This is a genomic window from Promicromonospora vindobonensis, assembly GCF_042685865.1.
In the GTDB taxonomy this organism is placed as follows: domain Bacteria; phylum Actinomycetota; class Actinomycetes; order Actinomycetales; family Cellulomonadaceae; genus Promicromonospora; species Promicromonospora vindobonensis.
This window is the reverse complement of the sequence record NZ_JBHUOG010000002.1, coordinates 3,075,178-3,094,335: the sequence shown is the minus strand read 5'-3', so window position 1 is coordinate 3,094,335 and position 19,158 is coordinate 3,075,178. Positions and strand designations below refer to the sequence as shown.

At 72.9% G+C, this 19,158-nt stretch carries 18 protein-coding genes; 3 read left to right on the top strand and 15 right to left on the bottom strand.

All coding sequences use genetic code 11. The features are described from left to right. Positions 1 to 198 precede the first annotated feature (198 nt). Positions 199 to 1,068, bottom strand: coding sequence for a hypothetical protein (locus tag ACFS27_RS27015; protein ID WP_377190127.1), 870 nt, complete (start codon positions 1,066 to 1,068; stop codon positions 199 to 201). A 176-nt stretch (positions 1,069 to 1,244) separates the two neighbouring features. Here ACFS27_RS27015 and ACFS27_RS27010 point away from each other — a divergent pair, with 176 nt between their 5' ends. Then, positions 1,245 to 2,510 carry a glycosyltransferase family 4 protein gene (locus ACFS27_RS27010; protein ID WP_377190125.1) on the top strand — a complete coding sequence of 422 codons (1,266 nt, stop codon included), beginning with the start codon at positions 1,245 to 1,247 and terminating at the stop codon, positions 2,508 to 2,510. A gap of 32 nt (positions 2,511 to 2,542) precedes the next feature. Then, positions 2,543 to 3,520 (top strand): hypothetical protein, encoded by a 978-nt coding sequence (locus ACFS27_RS27005; RefSeq protein ID WP_377190123.1) that lies wholly within the window; start codon positions 2,543 to 2,545, stop codon positions 3,518 to 3,520. 22 nt (positions 3,521 to 3,542) lie between these two features. On the opposite strand, the gene ACFS27_RS27000 is transcribed toward ACFS27_RS27005, so the two are convergent. From ACFS27_RS27000 to ACFS27_RS26980, 5 genes are all read right to left on the bottom strand, one after another. Then, positions 3,543 to 4,403 carry a glycosyltransferase gene (locus tag ACFS27_RS27000; protein WP_377190121.1) on the bottom strand — a complete coding sequence of 287 codons (861 nt, stop codon included), beginning with the start codon at positions 4,401 to 4,403 and terminating at the stop codon, positions 3,543 to 3,545. Beyond that, entirely contained in the window at positions 4,400 to 5,299 is a 900-nt protein-coding gene (locus ACFS27_RS26995; RefSeq protein ID WP_377190119.1) for a glycosyltransferase, read from the bottom strand. Before ACFS27_RS26995 ends, ACFS27_RS27000 begins: the two co-directional genes overlap by 4 nt. After that, a complete protein-coding gene (locus ACFS27_RS26990; protein ID WP_377190118.1) occupies positions 5,299 to 5,952 on the bottom strand; it encodes a polysaccharide deacetylase family protein in 654 nt (217 codons plus the stop codon). The genes ACFS27_RS26995 and ACFS27_RS26990 overlap by 1 nt, the downstream gene beginning before the upstream one ends. A gap of 83 nt (positions 5,953 to 6,035) precedes the next feature. Next, positions 6,036 to 7,349 carry an O-antigen ligase family protein gene (locus ACFS27_RS26985; protein ID WP_377190116.1) on the bottom strand — a complete coding sequence of 438 codons (1,314 nt, stop codon included), beginning with the start codon at positions 7,347 to 7,349 and terminating at the stop codon, positions 6,036 to 6,038. Next, the gene (locus ACFS27_RS26980; RefSeq protein ID WP_377190114.1) at positions 7,346 to 8,083 is read right to left on the bottom strand and encodes a hypothetical protein; all 738 of its coding nucleotides are present in this window, start codon (positions 8,081 to 8,083) and stop codon (positions 7,346 to 7,348) included. Before ACFS27_RS26980 ends, ACFS27_RS26985 begins: the two co-directional genes overlap by 4 nt. A gap of 125 nt (positions 8,084 to 8,208) precedes the next feature. On the opposite strand from ACFS27_RS26980, the gene ACFS27_RS26975 reads away from it, so the two are divergent. Beyond that, positions 8,209 to 8,922: a hypothetical protein gene (locus ACFS27_RS26975; RefSeq protein WP_377190112.1), complete on the top strand. Its 714-nt coding sequence runs from the start codon at positions 8,209 to 8,211 to the stop codon at positions 8,920 to 8,922. Here the strand turns inward: ACFS27_RS26975 and ACFS27_RS26970 are convergent. Genes ACFS27_RS26970 through ACFS27_RS26930 form a run of 9 tightly spaced genes read right to left on the bottom strand, consistent with a single transcriptional unit; the run spans position 8,840 to position 19,055 of the window. Next, positions 8,840 to 10,057 (bottom strand): rhamnosyltransferase WsaF family glycosyltransferase, encoded by a 1,218-nt coding sequence (locus ACFS27_RS26970; protein WP_377190110.1) that lies wholly within the window; start codon positions 10,055 to 10,057, stop codon positions 8,840 to 8,842. The two genes, ACFS27_RS26975 and ACFS27_RS26970, sit on opposite strands and share 83 nt — an antisense overlap. 16 nt (positions 10,058 to 10,073) lie before the next feature. Continuing rightward, complete coding sequence (locus tag ACFS27_RS26965) at positions 10,074 to 11,282, bottom strand: glycosyltransferase family 2 protein (RefSeq protein WP_377190108.1); 1,209 nt, start codon at positions 11,280 to 11,282, stop codon at positions 10,074 to 10,076. Then, on the bottom strand, positions 11,279 to 12,460 hold the full coding sequence (locus tag ACFS27_RS26960) for a DegT/DnrJ/EryC1/StrS family aminotransferase (RefSeq protein ID WP_377190107.1): 1,182 nt from the start codon (positions 12,458 to 12,460) through the stop codon (positions 11,279 to 11,281). The genes ACFS27_RS26965 and ACFS27_RS26960 overlap by 4 nt, the downstream gene beginning before the upstream one ends. Continuing rightward, positions 12,457 to 13,977, bottom strand: a complete 1,521-nt coding sequence (locus ACFS27_RS26955; RefSeq protein WP_377190105.1) for an oligosaccharide flippase family protein — start codon at positions 13,975 to 13,977, stop codon at positions 12,457 to 12,459. Before ACFS27_RS26955 ends, ACFS27_RS26960 begins: the two co-directional genes overlap by 4 nt. Then, the gene (locus tag ACFS27_RS26950) at positions 13,970 to 15,148 is read right to left on the bottom strand and encodes a glycosyltransferase family 4 protein (RefSeq protein WP_377190103.1); all 1,179 of its coding nucleotides are present in this window, start codon (positions 15,146 to 15,148) and stop codon (positions 13,970 to 13,972) included. The genes ACFS27_RS26955 and ACFS27_RS26950 overlap by 8 nt, the downstream gene beginning before the upstream one ends. After that, on the bottom strand, positions 15,145 to 15,816 hold the full coding sequence (locus tag ACFS27_RS26945) for an acetyltransferase (protein ID WP_377190101.1): 672 nt from the start codon (positions 15,814 to 15,816) through the stop codon (positions 15,145 to 15,147). Before ACFS27_RS26945 ends, ACFS27_RS26950 begins: the two co-directional genes overlap by 4 nt. Position 15,817: 1 nt before the next feature. After that, a complete protein-coding gene (locus ACFS27_RS26940; protein ID WP_377190100.1) occupies positions 15,818 to 16,966 on the bottom strand; it encodes a DegT/DnrJ/EryC1/StrS family aminotransferase in 1,149 nt (382 codons plus the stop codon). Next, positions 16,963 to 17,994 carry an NAD-dependent epimerase/dehydratase family protein gene (locus ACFS27_RS26935; protein ID WP_377190098.1) on the bottom strand — a complete coding sequence of 344 codons (1,032 nt, stop codon included), beginning with the start codon at positions 17,992 to 17,994 and terminating at the stop codon, positions 16,963 to 16,965. The genes ACFS27_RS26940 and ACFS27_RS26935 overlap by 4 nt, the downstream gene beginning before the upstream one ends. Further along, positions 17,991 to 19,055, bottom strand: coding sequence for a Gfo/Idh/MocA family protein (locus tag ACFS27_RS26930; RefSeq protein ID WP_377190096.1), 1,065 nt, complete (start codon positions 19,053 to 19,055; stop codon positions 17,991 to 17,993). The genes ACFS27_RS26935 and ACFS27_RS26930 overlap by 4 nt, the downstream gene beginning before the upstream one ends. Positions 19,056 to 19,158: the final 103 nt, after the last annotated feature.

Here is a 19,158-nt window from a genome sequence, read left to right as displayed (position 1 = left end):
ATTTCCGGCAGGCCGTAAGAGGGTGAATGGGCATGAAGAACGGGTGAATCAAAAAAACGGCCGGGGGTGGTTCTGGCGGTCCGGTCCTGGTCGGCCTGAATCATCCGGCGAAATCGACACGGCGAATTCAAGGAGGTGAATTCTTGCAGCCCGGTCGGATTCCGGTCCCACTGGTCGGGTGAAATGTTCCCGCCGTATTCACCACGGGACCTGGGTGAGCTCGCTGTAGAGGTACGTGACCGATTCCGGTGGCTCCCCGGCCCGGCTCAGGTACATCATCGGTCGCTGCTCGGACAGCGGTACGGAGTGCCACGGGCGATGGCCGCACACCCGGGTCTGCACCAGGGTGAACGGCAGCCCGTGCGCCAGGAGGATGTGCCGGTACACAGCGGGCGCGACCATGCCGAACACGTCTCGGTCGCTCACATGGAGCACCGAGGCGAACAGGCCGACCCGCTTGCGCCGCACCCTGCGGAACACCACCCAGCACGGTCGCCCGTCGGCGACGGCCACGACGTGCCGTGCAGCGGCCGAGTCCGCGTGGTCCCGGTAGGCGGCCAGGTCGGCGCCCGTGAGGACGGCCTCGATGTCTGCCCGCCCCGTGACCAGGCGAACACCGGGCCGCGTGGGCAGGGCAAGGTTGACGACCAGCGCACCGGACGTGTCCAGGTGGCGGAAGCCGAGGCGCTCGTTCAGCGGCACCACCGTCCCGCTCGGGGAGAGGTCGGTGAGCTCGCGGTCACGCTGGGTGAGCATCGCGCGCGCCAGCCGCAGCGAGTGCTGGCGGAACTCGTCCAGGACGCACCACGCGGCGAGGTTGCAAACCGCCCGCTGCCGGCCGGGACCGCCCGTCTCGGAGTAGACCCCTGCGTACACGCCGACGACCCGGCCGTCGGACTCGAGCAGGAACCCGTGGTCGGGGTGGCTCGTGGTCCACGTGGGGCGCAGCGATCGCGCCCATCGCTCGGGCGTCAGGGTGTTGTCCAGGTGCGCGCTGAGAAATTCGCCCACGCGGGAAAGATCATCCGGTGTGATCGGGCTGAGCCCGACCTTGTTCGAATGTGCCACGTTCGCAGTATGGCCCCGTGAAATCGCGGTGTCCGGCCGCGTGCGGGGTGAAAGCGCCGGGACGGTCGAATTTCATCCCGGAATTCCCCGCTGCGTGGTGGCCGGTGTATTTCTCACCCCTGCGTTCACCCGTTCGAAGGGTGCCTTTGCCATGCGCCAGCACCCACTATCGGGTGGTGGTCGTCAACGGATCGGCGGGTTCCTCCAGCGTGGCTCACGTGCTGCTGGTCGCACCGGCGTGCGACGGCGAGGACGTGGGGGAGTCGTGGCTCGCGTACCAGTGGGCACACCTGCTGTCGCAGCGGTTTCACGTCACCCTCCTGTCGACGTACAAGAAGGGCCACGTGCCGCCGTCGCGGCAGCTCCCGGCGGTCCGGGTCGTGGAATGGGCAGAGCCACCGCTGGTGCACCGTGCGGAGCGGCTGAACAGCCTGCTCCAGCCGGCGTACGTGCCGTTCTACGTGCGCGCAAGGCGCTACGTCAGGAGGCGCCTCGCGGCGGGTGACCGGTTCGACGTGGCACATCAGGTGACGCCCGTGGCGCTGCGCTACCCGTCACCCGTCGTCGGCCTGGGTGTCCCTCTGGTGGTGGGGCCGGTCGGCGGCAGCCTGGAGTCCCCGCCCGCGTTCGCCCTCGAGGAGGGGGCGACGCCCTGGTACCAGCGGCTCCGTGGGCTCGACCGGTTCCGGCTCAGGCGGGATCCGCTCCTGCGCGCGACCTACGAGGGCGCCGACTGCGTGGTGGGCATCGCCCCCTACGTGCGTGAGCTCCTGGGCGACCTGCGGCTCCGTCGGTTCGAGGAGCTCGGTGACGTGGCCGTCCACGCGGTCCCGCCCCTGAACGACCGGTCGGGCCGTCCCGGTCCGGTCCGCCTGCTGCATGTCGGGCGCCTGGTGCGTACCAAGGGAGCCAGGGACGTGATCCGTGCCATGACGCTGCTGCGCGACCTCCCGGTGGTGCTCGACGTCGTCGGGGACGGGCCCGACCGCGCTGCGTGCGCCGACCTGGTGCGTGACCTCGGGCTCGAGGACCGCGTCCTGGTCCACGGCGCGGTGTCCCGCGCTGAGGTCGACCACTTCTACGAGCGTGCCGACGTCTTCGTCTTCCCGAGCTACCGCGAGCCGGGCGGCGCCGTCGTGCTCGAGGCCATGGCGCACGGGCTGCCGCTCGTCGTGTGCGGCCGCGGTGGTCCGGGGGCGAACGTGTCCGACGCGTGTGCGGTCCGGCTGCCGGCCGAGTCACCGGCACAGCTCGCACGGGACGTGGCCACTGCGGTCCGCCGCCTGGTCACGGACCCGGGCCTGCGGCTGCGGATGGGCGACGCGGCCCGCGAGCACGTGGCGGCGACCCACCTGTGGGACCGCCGGATCGAGCGCATGACGGACCTCTACGAGCAGGTCGCCGCCTCGCGCGCGACGGGCGCCGGCCCGGTGCCAGGATGAGCGACGAGGACCGGCGTGCCAGGATGGGTCGCATGGGCACCCCGTCCTGGCGGGTGGCGCTCCGGTGGTTCGTCGGCGCGCTGGTCGCCACTGCGCTCACCACGATCGGTCCGGCACCTCTGACGTCGCCGCCAGAGGACTCCACCGCGTCCGGGCCGTCGGGCGACGCCGCCGGGTCGACGGCAGCCGGCGACGTCTCCTCGTCCGTCGCTGCGGCAACGCCCATCACGTTCCCGACGGCCGAGACCGCCGGGTTGCCCGCCGGGTGGTCACCGCGACGTACCCACACGGGGGACCTCTGGATCCGCACGGCGGGGACCGTGGTCGAGGACCTGCGGATCACGGACGGCGTCATCCATGTCGCGGCGCAGGACGTCACGCTGCGGCGGGTGCACGCCGTCGGGGCCAAGGTGGTGAACGACGCCGGCGACACCTGCGGGTCCGGCCTGGTGGTCGAGGAGTCCCTGTTCGTCGCGGGGTCCGCGCCGACGCACGACACCGACCTGCCGGTCATCGGGAACGGCGGGTTCACGGTACGGGACGTGGTGATCGACGGTGTGCCCGAGGGGATCCGGGTGGGCGCCAAGCAGTGCGGCGACGTCGTCGTCGAGGACTCGTTCGTCCGGATCACCCCGCCCGACGTCTGTCCGGACTGGCACGGCGACGGTATCCAGGGGTACGGCGGCGGCAGCGTGACCGTCCGGCGGACCTGGATCATCATGCGCGAGCGCGAGGACTGCTCTGGCACCGCGCCCTTCTTCTACCCGAGCGGCCAGGGCAACACGTCGCTGACCATCGACGGGCTCCTGGTCGAGGGCGGCGGCTACCCGTTCCGTGCCGGCACGCCAGGAACCGTGCGCGACCTGCAGGTGGTGCGGGACAGCTGGGGCTACGGGCCGGTCGACGTCCTGTGCTCGGCGCTGACCAGCTGGCAGGCACACGTCGTGACGGTGAGCGACGGTCTGACGACTCCTGGCGCCGCGATCGAGTGCACCGGAAGCGGCACCTAGACCGGAGCCCTGACGGCGCCGGTCACCGGGAGCTGGTGTCGCGTTCCCAGGTGGTGAAGTCGCCCGCGCGCACGGCCGCACGGGCGCGGGCGCGCCCGGCGAGCACGACGCAGAGGAACACGGGGATCCGCGGTGCCAGGCCCGGCCGCTCGCGCGCGACCTGCCAGAGGTCGCCGAGCGTCGTGCGCGCGTCGGCGCCGCGCAGCCCGGACCGGTCGGCCTGGACATTGCCCGTCGTCACCCGTGCACGGCGGCGGACGAGGTCGCGCAGGGTGCGCGCCGGGTGCACCACGACGGTGACGTCCTGCACGATGACGCGCTCGGCCGGTGCGAACGTCTCGGAGAGCACGAGGTCGTCGGCCATCATCTCGGGCAGCGCTCCGACCCGGTGCGCGCCGTCCTCGGACACGGCAAGGACCCCGCGCCCGAAGAGGCCGGAACGCACGGTGGGCAACGCCTCCCAGACGTCGTAGTACCAGCGGGCGAGCACGGTGACCCCCGTGCGGGGCATCACGCGCCGTGGTGCCGCGACGGCCGCGCGCCCAGGGCCGACGGCGGCCGCGAGCCGAGCCACGCCGTCGGCGCTGATCTCGACGTCGGCGTCGAGGTACACCCGGGGGAACGTCCGGGCCACCTGGTCGGCGGCGCGCAGGGCGCGCGTCTTGGACGGCTCAGGCAGGTCGAGCACGGACACCGGGTACCGCGCGGCCACGTGCGCCGTCTCATCAGTGCACCCGTTGCACGCGACGACCGTCTCGAACCTGCCGGGTTCGGCGCACAACGCCTCAAGGAGGCGGCCGATCGTGCGTTCCTCGTCATGGGCGGGAATGACGACGGATGCGAGCGGCGCCCCCGGCGCCACATCGTCCCCCGGAGGGCTCATCGCGGCAGCACCGCGTCGCTCGCCCCGAGCGCGGCCGGGCGCAGGGCCGGGCGCACGAGCGCCCGCAGCGTCGGCCAGGACGCCCGGTGGCCCAGGAGGCCGCGGCGGAGCTCCACGAGCAAGGTCAGCGCGTAGTACAGCCAGGCGGCTCCCGTGCCGCGGCGGCGCCTGATCAGGCGCACCCGGTTCAGCATCTGCATGGTGTGGGTCTCGGGGCTGGTGCCGGACCCGCCACCGATGTGCATGCCGCCCGCCGTCGGCGCGTAGACCGTGACCCAGCCGCGGTCCCTCGCCCGGAGCGCGAAGTCCGTCTCCTCGGAGTACAGGAAGTACGACTCGTCGAATCCGCCCACGGCGTCGAAGCACTCCCGGTCCACGAGCCAGATCGCGCCGACCGCCCAGTCCACGGCGTGCTCGGTGGCGTAGGCCCGCGGGTCATCGATCCGCTCCGCGAGCAACGGCACGCGGGTGAAGCTGAGCCCTCCGGCGCGAGCCACGGTCGGCGTGCGCCGCAGGGTCGGGGACAGGCTCCCGTCGGCCTCGCGCGTGCGGGGAACCACGATGCCGGCCTCTCGTCTGCGGAGCACGCTCAGCATCCGCGGCACCGCATCGGCGTCGAGCTCCACGTCCGGGTTGAGCACGAGGATCGCGGCCGTCTCCGGTGCGTGGCGCACCGCGCGGTTCATGCCGGCCCCGTAGCCGTCGTTCACGCTCTCGACGACCGCGCAGTCGCCCCGGCGCCGCAGCAGCGCCGGTGTCCCGTCGGTGGACCCGTTGTCGACGACCACCGCCGTGTACGGGACGTCGCCGAAGGCGTCGGGCAGGCTGTCCAGGAGGGCGCCGACGTGCCGGGCGCTGTTGTAGGTCACGATGACCGCCGCGACCTCTGCCCCCATCAGCGCAGCCCCTTGACGAAGGTGCGTGCCGAGTCGGCGAGCCGGGTGGTGGAGCGGTCGCCGTGCCGGAGCCAGCCGGCGACGTCGTCGGCCGTGTCGTGGGCGCGGAGGCTGAACCGGGCCTGCCGCCAGGTACCGGGCCGGGCCAGTGCCCGGTCGCTGGTGTAGACGCGGGTGTACCGCAGCCGCCGCAGCGCGGCCAGGGTCACGCGGTCGTACCGGCCGAGCGGGCACGCGGCCGTGCGCACCGGCTCGCCCAGGATCTCCTCGAGCCGCCGGCGGGCGACCACGAGCTCCTCGTGCTGCTCGGCGGGGCTCAGCCTGCGCCACACGCGGTGGTGCATCCCGTGCGACCCGACACCCATCCCGGCGAGGCGCAGCCGGCGCACGTCGTCGGCGGACAGCGAGCCGGAGTCCCCGACACGGCCCGCGATGACGAAGAACTCGGCGACCCGCCCCCGCTCCAGCAGGTCCGGCAGCGCGACGGTGACGTCGGAGGCGTTGCCGTCGTCGAAGCTGATCCGCACGTCCGGGCGCTCGGCGACCAGGTCAAGGACCCGGCGGAACGTGTCGACACCGATCCAGTAGGAAGCCTCCTCTGCGGGGACACCGTCGGGCGGCGTCCCGATACCGTGAAAGCAGAGATTGATCATTTGTTTATCGTGAACGAAGAAGTACCGGCGCGGAATACGGTGGAGGGTGAATATCCGGGTGATTGACGGACAGGCCGGCGCGGTTATGCCGGGGCGCGGAGCGACCCCGTCAGACCTATCAGGAGAAAGAGGGCGCCCATCGTCATCGGGAACGCGAACGCGTCGAAGAAGAACAGGCTGACGAACCCGACGACGACCGAGGCGATGAGGGCCAGCGCGAGGTCGTGGGACCTGGCGTCGGTGCCCGCGCTGAGTGCGCGCGCCCGCATGAGCACCCGGACCGCCGCCACGCCGAGGCCGCAGAACAGAGCTGTGCCCACGACGCCGATGGTCACCAGGAGCAGCAGGTACTGGTTGTCGAAGATCCGGTAGGTGGGCAGGAAGGTGCCCAGCCCTCGTCCGAACAGGGGGTCTCGTGCGATGAAGTCGCCCGCCAGCGCGAACGACCCGGTCCTTGAGGCGACGCTCGGGTCGTCGGCGGCGCCGGTGAACAGGCCGAGGATCGACGCAAGCATTCCAGGGGCGACCACCAGTCCTGCGACCGTGCCCGCCGCGGTGACGCCGAGCATCACGCGGCGCCGCGATCCCCTCCAGCCGACGAGCATGATCACGAGGCCGACGGCGGCCCCCACGTAGGCCGAGCGGGAACCCGTCGCGGGCACCAGCGCGAGCGATGCCGCCGCAGGAGCCCAGCGCACCAGGGCCCGGCGCTCGGTGTGCTGGAAACCGACGTGCAGCGCCAGCGGCAAGAGCATGGTGACCAGCACGCCGTACTCGATCGGGTGGGCCGCTGTGCCCTGCGGGCGGACGCGTCCGTTGCGTTCACCGAGCTCGTACGGCGACGTGAGGGTCAGCCCGGGCAGGGAGATCCGGTCCACGAACAGCTCGCCGACGACGAACTGAGCGAGCCCCAGCACGGCAAGGGCACCGCCCGCGAGGGCGAGCCGCCACACCAGCTGGTCGCGTCGCGCGGCGGACCTGATCCCGTCGTGCGCGAGGAGGAGCATGCCGGACCAGGCGAGCAGCGACAGGAGCCCGACGTCGGCGGGGCTCACCTCACCCGACACGACCGGCCGCGACATGGCGATGGCGTACGACACCCCGACGCCGAACAGGAACAGCCCGAGCGCCACCCGGACCTGCCGGGGACGGCTCAGCGTCGGCCCGGCCGCGCCGACGCCGATCAGTACCCACAGCAGCAGGCTCGCGAGGCCTGCCACCATCGACGGCGCCCCCGCGCTGCCGAGTGGCCCGATCACCAGCTTCGACGGCACGGCGAACAGCAGGACGAGGTAGATCGAGAGCCACGTGACGACGTCGAACGGCACGGCCCGCCGGAACGTGGCCCGTGCCGGCGCCGCATGCCGGTGGGTCGCGGCGGGCCGTGCCTGCGTCACCGTGACTCCGCTGTGGACGCCCGGGCGGGCGTGTCGTCCCTCCGGCGGTCGCGGGTGTCGGGGGCTGGGTTGTTCCAGGGCGGACCGCTGTCCGGCGGCTTGAGGACCGGCGGCCCCGTGACCGGTACCCGGCTCCGGGCCCGGCTGCGGCGCATCCCGTCGGTCGCCACGGCGCCGACGACGGTCGTCACCAGCCCGACGCCGGCGGCAGCGATGAGTATCCGCACCGTGCCGCTGGTGTCGATCTCCGCCCGTTCGTCCTTGGCGAGGACGAGCGTCGACACGACGGCGTTCCGCGGCGCGTCGACCTCGGCCTGGAGCCGCTCCAGCTCGACCGGGATCGACGAGGTGAGCAGCTCGAGGGTCTCGAGGGCGCGCTGCGGCGTCGCGTCCGTCACGTCGACGGCGATCACCGGTCCGCGGGTCGACTCCTCGATGGCCACGACGTACTCGGCGTCGGGGGAGCCGGAGGTGAACTGGGCCTTGGCGCCGTCGCTCTCGTAGTACGCGACCACCACACGCGCCGGGAGGTCGAGCCCGCCGAGCGCCAGGAACGGGTTGCCGCCCTTGCCGACGGCCTGCTCGGAGGGCACAAGGAGGACCAGGGCACGCGCTGTGTAGACGGGCGGCTCCACGACGGCGGCCCCCCAGACCAGTGCGGCGGTCGCCAGGAGCCCGGCGACCGTCACCATCCACTGGCGGCCCAGGGCTGCGATCACCTCGAGGAATGACATTTGTTCACCCTTTCCGGGCGTATCACGCCGCGCTCGACAAAGGTATCGTGCGAGGGCGGGGAAAGGAACGAGTCAAGGAATTCTGGCGTGAATTTCGCCCGCTGAAGAGAAATAGCGGAGATGCCATGACGGTGTGGGACCTGGTGCGAGCGGCGCTGCGACGCTGGACCGTCCTGGTGGCGGGCGCCGTGGCCACGCTCGGACTCATGTACTCCACGACGCTGGACGACGGCGTCTTCTGGAGCCGCACGCAGGTCGTCTTCCTCGCGCCCCCGAGCACCGACTACCCGAACTCTCTGCGCACCACCTCCGAGGACCTGATCATCACGGCGGGCGTGGTCGCCAAGTCGATCTCGGGGCCGGACGCGGTCACCAAGTACGCCTCGCCGGACGCGACGCTGGTCGGCGAGGGGGTACGTGACGGCTGGTCGATCCGCCTGCCCGACACGGGCGGCCAGTGGGCCCCCCACTTCGCCGAGCAGGTCCTGTACGTCGAGGTCGTCGCGGCCACCGCCGACCAGGCCGCGACGCGGCAGGGCGAGATCATCGCGCAGATCGCCGAGGAGCTGGACCGCCTCCAGCGCGATGCCGGGGTGGCGCCCGTCAACGACATCACCGTGACGGTAGCCCCCGAGTCGACGGTGGTGCACCAGGTGAAGGGTTCGCGCGCCCGGAGCGTCGGGATGGCGGGCGTGCTCGGCGCGGCCGCCACGTTCGCCGTCATCGCGGTGCTCGAGGCACGCGGGCGCCGACCCGCTACGCGCGGCCACCGCGCCACACCTCGTCCTCGACGATCTGCGCCACCAGCTCCTGTGCCGGCCCCCAGGACCGCCCCATGACGCTCGCGGCGGCCTTCGCAGCGTAGGCGGCGCCGTCCGGCCGGTCGACGGCGGCCGCGAGCTCAGCGGCGATGCCCGCCGGAGTCGGCTCGGCCCACCCGACGTACGCGTTGGGCAGGTCGGCGCGGGCGAGCCGGGAGTCGTTGACGACGGGCACGACGCCGGCGGCGAGCATCTCCTCCGCCACGAGCGAGATGTTGGTGAAGGACATCGCCAGCCCGGCCACGACGCGCCCGTACAGCTCGTTGAGCTCCGCCGGCGTGAGGCTCCCGTGGTACGACACCGGGAACGGCAAGCCTGTGGGCCGTGACCCGTAGACGTGGATCTCCTCGTCCGGGTGCGTGCGGTGAAAGCGCTCGAGCGCCAGGCGGGCCAGGAGATAGCCGCGGCGGCCGACGTCCGGCTTGGCGTAGAGCACCACCCCTGACCGGGGGGTCTCGGCCTCCGGCAGGTGGTAGACGCCGGTGTCGCACCCGAAGGGGACGACGTCGCTGTGCTGACCCAGCTCGGAGCGGAGGCATCCCGCGACCATCTCGCCGAGCGCGATGCGCCGGAACGGGAACCGGTAGCTCATGGCCGCCAGCTCGTACTCGGACCCGCGCGGGTAGAAGTAGGGCTCGTAGTCCTGGATGAAGTACAGCCGGTGTGCGGGCTCGGCGTCGTAGGCGAGCAGGACGTGGGCCGACTCCCACGAGGACGCCACGACGGCGTCCACGCCACTGATGCCCGCGCGCGCGTCCCGGACCTCTGCCCGCACCCCCGGCCAGCCGTGCCGCAGCGCCGCGGTGCGCTGGGCGACGTCGAGCCCGTGCCGGTCGTAGAGGAACACGACACAGGCGTGGCCGCGCGCCTCCAGCCCTTCGACCATGCGGAACAGGGTGGTGTGCCCGCCCGAGCCCGCCGCGGGCGGCGACGTCACCCAGCCCACCGTGAGCGGCCGGCCGGGCGGCGCGGCCTCTGGCGTCGGCAGCGCGTCCGGGACCGTGCCGGCGACGTCAGCGGGATCGAGCTGGAAGCTGAGCGCCACCGCGTCGGTGGCCCGGTACGCACGCGCGGCCACCCGCTGGGCCACTCCGTGCACGCCCGCACGGCGCAGGCGGCGGATCGTCGCGGTGGTTCTGGTCAGCCGGTTCATCAGCAGGTCCCCTTGGTCACAGGCCGGACGTCGCCCAGCGGAGGTACAGCAGCTCGGTGCGGGCCCGCCGTGCGGCGCGCCGCACGGCGGCGCCGACCCTCGGCGCGCGGGACGGTCCGGGCCGCTCGGCCACCTCGGCCCGTTGCTGCACGCGCTGGGTCGATCGCCAGCTCTTCGACATCGGCCACACGTCGGCGGCGAAGCCGAGGTACGCGTCCGGCGGCTCGTTCCGGTCGGCGGCCGCCGCCGCGTACCGCAGCGCGTCCCTTGCCAGCGCTGCCCGCGCCCGGTCGTGCAGATCGGTCGCGTCGGACAGCCGGTCCCCGACGTTGGCGAACAGCCGGTCGTAGGCGTCGGCGCGGGCGCGCAGGTCCAGCAGCGCGCCCGACCCCTCGTTGACGCTCAGGCTGGCCGCGTGCTCGCGGTGCAGGGCCTGATCGGCTCCGCCCACGTATGCAACGGAGCTGACGGCGGCGAGCCGCAGCCACATCTCCACGTCCATGGTGAAGCGGAGTGCCGGGTCCAGCGGCCCGAACTCCTTGAGCAGGGCGGAACGCATCACCACCTCGGGTGACGTGATGCAGCTGACCCCCGTGCGGCACCGCTCGGCCAGCCACGCTCGCCCGCTCCAGATCGTCCAGGACAGCTCACCCAGCGCGGGCTCGGGAACGGTCCCGTCGTCGAAATGGTGCGGATGCCCGTAGACCAGGCCCACCTCGGGGTGCCGCTCCAGGACGGCGGCCGCCCGGGCGAGCGCGCCAGGCGGCAGCATGTCGTCGGCGTCCAGCCGCACGACGAACTCCCCGGTGCTCACCGCCCAGCCCTTGTTGAAGGACTCGACCTGACCGACGTTGTGCCTGTTCGCGACGACGCGCACCGCCGGGTGCCGCTCCGCCAGCGCGCGGGCTACGGCCAGGCTGTCGTCCGTCGAGGCGTCGTCGACGATGATCACCTCGACGTCGACGCCCGTCTGGGTGACGAGGCTGCCGACGGTCTGCTCCAGGAACCGGCCGTAGCCGAAGCACGGCACCACCACCGAGACCCGAGGCTTGGTGTGGGGGACCGACGGCGCCAGCCGGCGGACCGCCTGGGGCGCCAGCGGCGACCGGACCCAGCCGGCGAGCCAGGGGACCAGCCGGCCACCGGCGGTCGGACCGCCCGTGGCGTGTCGGTCCACCCACGCGCGCCACGCCGTGGCCGCCCGGTCGAGCGTTCCGGTGCTCACGGGATCACCGTCGACGGTGCGGTCCGGCCCGTCACCGTGCTGTGCAGGGTCCGGACGACGTGCTCCTGCTGCGACGCGGTGATGCCGGGGAACATCGGCAGCGACAGGATCCGGTCGGTGTGGGCCTCGGCGCGCGGCGCGAGTCCCGCGCGGAGACCCAGGTGGGCAGTGGCAGGGAGCAGGTGGACGGGCGCCGGGTAGTGGATGCCGTGCCCGATCCCCGCAGCCCCGAGCGCGGCCGACACCGCCGGCCGGTCCGGGACCTGCACCACGTACAGGTGCCACACGTGCGCCGCGCCGGGCAGCTCGCGCGGCACCACGAGCTCGGGCACGTCCGCGAACGCGTCGGCCAGCAGCGCCCCGTACCGGGCGGCCGCTGCCGATCGCTGGGCGTTCCAGCCGTCCAGCCGGGTCAGCTTCACCGACAGGACTGCCGCCTGCAGGGCGTCGAGCCGGGAGTTGGTCCCGACCTCCAGGTGCTCGTACCGGTTGACGCCACCGTGGTTGCGCAGGCGGCGTGCCCGCTGGTCGATGTCGTCGGACGAGGTCAGGACCGCGCCCCCGTCGCCGAACGCGCCCAGGTTCTTGCCGGGGTAGAAGCTCGTGGCCGCCACGTCGCCCGTCCCGCCCGAGCGGAACCCGTCCCGGCGGGCGCCCTGGGACTGCGCGGCGTCCTCGACCAGGAGGACGTCCGGGCCCACCACCTCGCGCAGCCGCGCCACGGGCGCCATCTGCCCGTAGAGATGGACGGCGACGACCGCCCGGGTCCGCGGCGTGACCCGGGCGGCGACGTCCAGCGGGTCCAGCAGGTAGTCGTCGTCGACGTCGGCGACCACGAGGCCGGCGCCGCAGCGCAGCACCGCCTCCGCCGTGGCGAAGAACGTGTTGGCCGGGACGATCACCTCGTCGCCGGCGCCGATCCCCGCGGCCCGCAGGCCGATCTCGAGGGCGTCGGTGCCGTTGCCGACGCCGATGGCGTGCCGCGCCCCGGAGTAGGCGGCGAACTCGCTCTCGAAGCGCTCGACCTCCGGCCCCAGGACGAAGCCCGAGGTGCTCAGGATCCGGTCCCAGCGCTCGCGGACCTCCGCCTCGACCTCGGCGGTCTGGACACCGAGGTCCAGGAACGGCACCGGTAGCCGGGGCGGCGCCGCGGAGGTGCTGGTCATGGTTTCGGTCATCGGGTTGTTCCTCTCGGCCGGCCGGCCAGGCCGGTATCCGCCTCGGCCATCTCGGCCGTCTCTGGTGGGTCGGGGGTGTCAGGGGTGTCAGGGCCGTCGAGCGTGGCCCGGACGGCGCGCAGGCGCGGGAGCGCCCAGGCGAGAGTGGTTGCCGTGTAGACGCCGAGCGTCGCGACGCCACCGAGCAGGCCGCCCCACAGCGGGTCACCCACCCGGTCCGCGACGAGCACGCCCGCGAGGACGGCGCACACCGCCGCCACGCCCGGCACCGCGAGCGTGCGGGCCAGTGCGCCCACCTCGTCGCGGGACCTGCGCAGCAGCACGAGGTAGGCGGGTACCAGCACAGCGACGGCCACGGCGGCCTGGGCCACGGCGACGCCGACGCTCCCGTCGAGCCTGGCACCCACGATGACGGCAGGGATCAGGGCCACGAGCCAGACGATCTGGACCACGAGCACGCCGCGCGAACGGCCGAGCGCGTACAGGTAGCCGGCGAGGACGTCCGCGACGACGCGCACGGCGCCGACCACGGCGAGCGGCACCAGGATCTGGGCCGCAGGCTCCCACCGGGCCCCGTAGACGAGCACCACCACCGGGTGGGCGAGCGAGGCGAGCATCGCCGCCGCGGCGGCGACCGCCCACCACACCGGCGCGACCAGCGGGACCAACACGGCTCGGGCACGCTCCCGCACCTGGGAGAAGGCAGGCAGCGTCACCGACCGCAGGGCCTGCCCCACCAGGGTCATGGGCCAGGTCGAGATGTTGGCGGCGAGCACGTAGTACCCGAGCTCGACGGCGCCCGCGACGTTCCCGAGCACCACGCGGTCGACCGACAGCAGCACCCAGGACAGCAGGTTCGCCGCAGCGACGGGCAGGCCGAACGCCAGGACGGAGCGCGCGACCGTCGGGTCCCAGGAGAGTCGCAGACCGGTCCGGGCGAGCCAGAACTGTACGGCGACACCGCACGCCAGTCCGGCCACCCGGCCGACGGCCAGGCCGATCAGGCCGTGGCCCAGAGCCGCCAGCACGAGCGTCACCGCCGCGCCGACGCCGAAGTCGACGGCGTTGGACCGGAACAGGCCACGCTGGTCCAGGCGGCGCTGGAGCGTGGCGAACGGCACGACGCCCACGCCGGCGAGCAGGAACGTACCCGCAAGGATGGCGATGGGCCCGGCCGCTCCGGAGTCGCCCATCGCGGTGGCGAGCGCAGGCGCGAACAGGGCCGTGGCCACGGCCAGGACGCTGCCGGTCGCGAGCCCGAGCACCGCGACGGGTCCCGCGCGCCGGGCGAAGTCGGGGCTACGGACCAGGTCGGCGCTCAGTCCGAGGTCCGCGAGGGACATGACGACGCTCTGCACCGTCAGGGCGATCGCGTACAGGCCGAACTCCTCCGGAGACACGATGCGCGCGATGACGATCCCGAGGCCGAGGTTGCCCAGGCGCACCACCAGCGTGCCGGTGGTGCTCCAGCGCAGCGCACGTCCGACCCGGCCGCTCAGAGCCTGCCCGTCAGCCATGTGCGGGCCGCTCCCGCAGGCGGCCGCGCGCGGTGTCCCGTGCGACGAGGGCGAAGGTCCGGGCGAGCGACGGCGCCGAGCGGCGCCCGGCGGCCGGGGCCTCGCGGTAGACCTGCTCGAGGTCCGCGGCCGCCGACGTCAGGGAGAAACGTTCTGTGACGATCCGCTGTCCGAACGTACCGAGGGTCGCGCGCAGCCCGGGCTTGCGGACCAGCGGCCCCAGGGCGTCCGACAGCGCCGCCACACCGCGTCCGCCGGATCCGTACCAGCCCTGTTCCAGGAACGTGCCGAGGCTCTCCTCGTCGAGACGCTGCCAGAAGCCGCGCTCACCCTGGACCACCACCGGCTTGCTGAACGCCATCCCCTTGAGCACAGAGCTGCCCATCCCCAGCACGACGTCGGCGGCGGCGTACGCCGGCCGCGGGTCGTCCAGCGCACCGGCGACGACGACGGCGCGCCGTCCGACCATCGCGTTGATCGCGCGAGCCCGTGCGGCGACGTCGTCGTACCGAGGACCGTCGCCCACGACGAGCAGGGTCAGTGCGCTGCTCCAGCCCTCGCGCTCGACCAGGGACATCGCCTCGAGCACCCCGGCGGTCTTGTCGAGGTCGTCGGACAGGCGGCAGACCACGGACAGGACCACGTCCTCGGGACCGAAACCCCACCGGTCGCGCGCCCTGGTGCCGCCGGCGCTCCCCGGCACGTTCGCCGCGGTGTCGATCGGCGGCTCCATGAGCCGCACGTCGCGGTGTCTCGCCGCGGCCTCCTGCGCGAGCCGGCGTGTACCCACGATCAGCGGGACGTGCCGCGGGATATAGCCCGACACGTACATCGAAAGCGTGGTGACCACTGCCGGCGTACCGAGCAGCAGGTGGGGACCGAGGGCGACGTCGATCGCAGGGCCCCACTCGTAGGCGTGCACCACGTCGGCGCGCAGACGGCGCACCGCCGAGACGGCGTGCGCCATGTTGCGGGGCGACGGCCAGGTCAGGTGCGTCGGCAGCCTTTCCAGGTCCAGCCCGAACCCGCGGGCCACGTCCCACAGCGCGCCCCCGGGAGGTGCGAGGACCACGACGTCGTGCCCACGGGCCGCCGTCTCACGGGCCAGCTCCAGCGCGTTGAGCTGGCTCCCGCCGATCTCCATGTGGTGCACGTACACGACTATCTTCATCGCGTGCCCCCCACGGCAGGACGAGGGGCCAGGGCGCGGGCGGGCACGCCGGCCCACGTCTCGCCGTCCGGCACGTCGCGGAGCACCACGGAACCCATGCCGACGATCGCGCCGGCGCCGATCCGTACGGCCGGGTGCACGGCGGCGTTCATGCCGATGTAGGCGGCCCGGCCGATCCGCACCCCGCCGCCGAGCGACACCCCCGCGGCGAGCGTGACGAGGTCGTCCACCCAGCAGTCATGGGTCACGGTCACTCCCGGCATCGCCACGACATGCGCACCGACGCGGGCGTCGGCGGTGATGGTCACACCGGCCAGGAGGATGGACCCGGACCCGACGGGGCACCCCGCGGGGTTGCGCACCGAGGGGTCGACGACGCCGGCGAACCGTGACCCGGGATCCAGCCGTGCGAGCACCGCGGCACGGGACGCGCTCGGCCCGATGCACAGGAGCAGATCAGCGGAGGGATATGCCGAGGCCTGCGCCACCGGGCCAAGGACCGGCACCCCGCCGACCGTGGGCGGCAGGTCGGCGTGCCGGTCGTCGAGCACGCCGAGCACGGGACGTCCCGTCTCGGCCGCCAGGGCCAGCACCTCGCGAGCCAGCCCGCTCGCACCTACCAGCAGCAGCGGCCCGCCCCCGGCCGTCGTCCCCCCCGCCACCGTCATGTCACTGGCTCCCGTGGCCGCGGACCACGTCGACCACGCGGTCCAGGTCGGAGTCCGTCATCTGGTGGAACAGGGGGAGGATCAGGGTGCCGGACGTGAGCCGCTCGGTCACCGGCAACGGAGCGTGGTCCCGCCCCGCGTGCGCGGGCTGCTGGTGGGCGGCCATGATGCCGCGCCGCGCGGAGACGCCCGCCGAGGCGAGCGACAGGAGCAGACCCTCGCGGTCCGTCCCGTACGCGGGCAGCACCTCCAGCCAGAACGACTGCACGTTGCTGGTGCCCCAGGACGGGTCCTCGACGAGCCGCAGGCCGGGCACACCGGACAGCTCGTCGCGGTAGCGGTCGGCGAGCTGCCGCCGTCGGACCACGATCTCGGGGAGGCGGCCGAGCTGCACCAGGCCTACGGCGGCCTGCAGGTCAGTCATGCGGAAGTTGAAGCCGACCTCTCCGTACTCCTCCGGCGGTGACACGAGGGAGCTGTGCCGATCGGCGGCCGAGACGCTCATCGCGTGCTCCCGCAGGCGGCGTGCGCGGGCGGCCCATTCCGGGCGGCTGGTGGTGAGCATCCCGCCCTCGCCGGTGGTGAGGAGCTTGCGGGGATGGAAGGACCAGGCGGAGATCTCGGCGCCCGCCCCGACCGGACGGTCGAGGTAGGTCGAACCTGCTCCGCACGCAGCGTCCTCGATCACCACGATGCCGAGCGGGTCGCACAGCTGCCGGATCGGTGCGAGGTCCACCGGCACGCCGCCCTGGTCCACCGCGATCACGGCGCGGGTGGCGGGTGTGAGCGCCGCGGCGACCGTCTCGGCGGTGACGTTGCCGGTGACGGCGTCAACGTCCGCGAACACCGGCCGTGCGCCCACGTACGTGGGCGCGTTGGCCGTGGCGACGAACGAGAAGGACGGCACGACGATGTCGTCCCCCGGGCGGATGTCCGCGACGACCAGGGCGAGGTGCAGCGCGGTCGTGCAGCTCGACGTCGCGACCGCGGCGCGGGCCTGCATCGCGCTCGCGAACGCGGCCTCGAACTCGGCGACGCGCGGCCCCTGTGCCACCCAGCCCGACTCGATCACCTCGGTGACCGCCGCGACCTCCTCGGCCCCGAGCCATGGCTGCATGACGTTGATGCGCGACGGCGTGACGGCGGTCATGACGCGCCCCCGACCGCGCCGGCGGCCAGGGTCGGCGCTTCGGGCAGAGACCGCCCGGCGGCGATCTCCTCGCGCAACGGACGCCACCAGTCGACGAGCAGACGCAGGCCCTCTTCCAGCCCGATCGTCGCCTCGAAGCCCAGGTCGTCGCGTGCCGCCGTCGTGTCCGCCAGGCGCCGCACCACGCCGTTGACGGCCCGCTCCGGGCCGTGCTCCACGGGTAGGTCGGACCCCATGACCCGCAGCAGGGCCTGGGCCAGCTCCAGCAGGCTCGTCTCCGTGCCGCTGGCGATGTTGTACACGCCCTCGGCGACGTCGCTGGCCGCGGCGAGCACATTCGCCCGGGCGATGTCCGGCGTACAGACGAAGTCCATGGTCTGCAGGCCGTCCCCGAAGATCAGGGGCGGACGCCCGTCGGCTATCCGTTCCATCCAGCGCACCAGCACCTCGGTGTACAGGCCGTGCACGTCCATGCGGGGGCCGTACACGTTGAAGTAGCGCAGCGTCACGTAGTCGAGGCCGCTCATCGCACGGAACGACCTGGCCAGGCCCTCGTTGAACGTCTTGGCAGCGCCGTAGATCGTGTCGTTGTCGTGATGGTGGTGCCGCTCCGTGGTGGGGAACTCCTCGGCGAGGCCGTACACCGACGCGCTCGACGCCACCACGAGCTTGCTCACGTGATGCTCTGCCGCGGCCTCGACCACGTTGAACGTGCCGTCGACGAGCACCTCGAGGGCCAGGCGGGGCTCCTCAGCGCACTGGGTGATGCGGATCGCGGCCTGGTGGAACACCAGCTCCTTGCCGCGAGTGAGAGCGTGCACCAGGTCCCGGTCGCGGATGTCGCCCTCGACGAGGGTGACCCGCCCGTCGGTGAGCGCGTCGTCGAGGTTGGCGCGCCGGCCGCGAACCAGGTTGTCCAGTACGTCGACGTGAGCGGCGCCCGCGTCGAGGAGCTGGTCGACGAGGGTCGACCCGATGGTCCCGGCGCCTCCCGTGACGAGGACATCGGCGCCTTGCAGTGTGCTCATGCGGAGAGCTCCAGATCTCGGTGGGGATCGGGGATGACGGCGGCGCCGCCGGAGGCGAGGCTCGCCGACGCTGCCTCGAGAACGCCGAGGACCCGGCGCCCGGCGCGGCCGTCGGTGAGCGGCGCCCGTGCCTGCGTGATCGCGTCGGCCAGCTCGGCGACCATCAGGCCGAGCGCCTCCTGCTCGGGCAGCGCAGGCGACCAGGTGTCGCCCAGGCGGTACGAGACAGTGGCCGCCCGGCGCTCCTCGCCGTCGGCGGCGATCTGCTCGTAGTTGACGCCCCGGTCGTAGACGCTGAGCCGCTGCTGCGGGTTGAGGTCGTCCCAGACGAGGGTCCGCCTGGACCCGCCGATCGTGATCCGCCGGATCTTGGTGGGGCTGAGCCAGTTGACGTGCACGTTGACCACAGCGCCGCTGCCCAGCGGCAGGAAGAGATATCCCACGCAGGCTTTGCCGGTGCCGAGCGGGTCTCCGCCGTGCGCTGCCACCGACACGGGCCGCAGCCCGCCGGGCAGCACGAAGTCGACGATTGACAGGTCGTGCGGGGCGAGGTCCCAGAACACGTCGACGTCGGGCTGGACCAGGCCTAGGTTGATCCGCACCGAGTCGATGTACAGGATGTCGCCCAGCTCTCCGTCCGCGATCAGATCGCGGATCTTGCGCACCGCCGGCGTGTAGCAGAACGTGTGGTCCGTCATGAGGACCAGGCCCCGTGCGTGGGCTTCATCGACCATCTCGTCCGCTGCGGAGGCGCTGTCGGCGATCGGCTTCTCGACGACCACGTGCTTGCCGGCCCGCAGCGCGGCCATGGCTATCGCGTGGTGCGTTCCGGCAGGGGTGGCGATGGCCACCGCGTCGATGTCGTCCCGGTCGAGCAGCGCAGCGAGCGACGTCTCGACGTCGGCTCCACCGTGCGCGCCGGCGACCCGGGCGGCGCGGTCGGCGTCGAGGTCACACACCGCAGCGAGCTCCCAGCGGTCCGACGCCGCGAAGTTGCGTGCCAGGTTGGGGCCCCAGTAGCCGGCGCCCACGACGGCCGCCCGCAAGGTCTTGTGGTCCATGCTGCCTTCTTCCGGTTTCAGCTCGGATCGGCCCGGACAGTCAAGTGCCTGGCTCCAATCAATGTACGTCCCGGCCCTGTGCCGTACCGGCCGGTGTGATTCG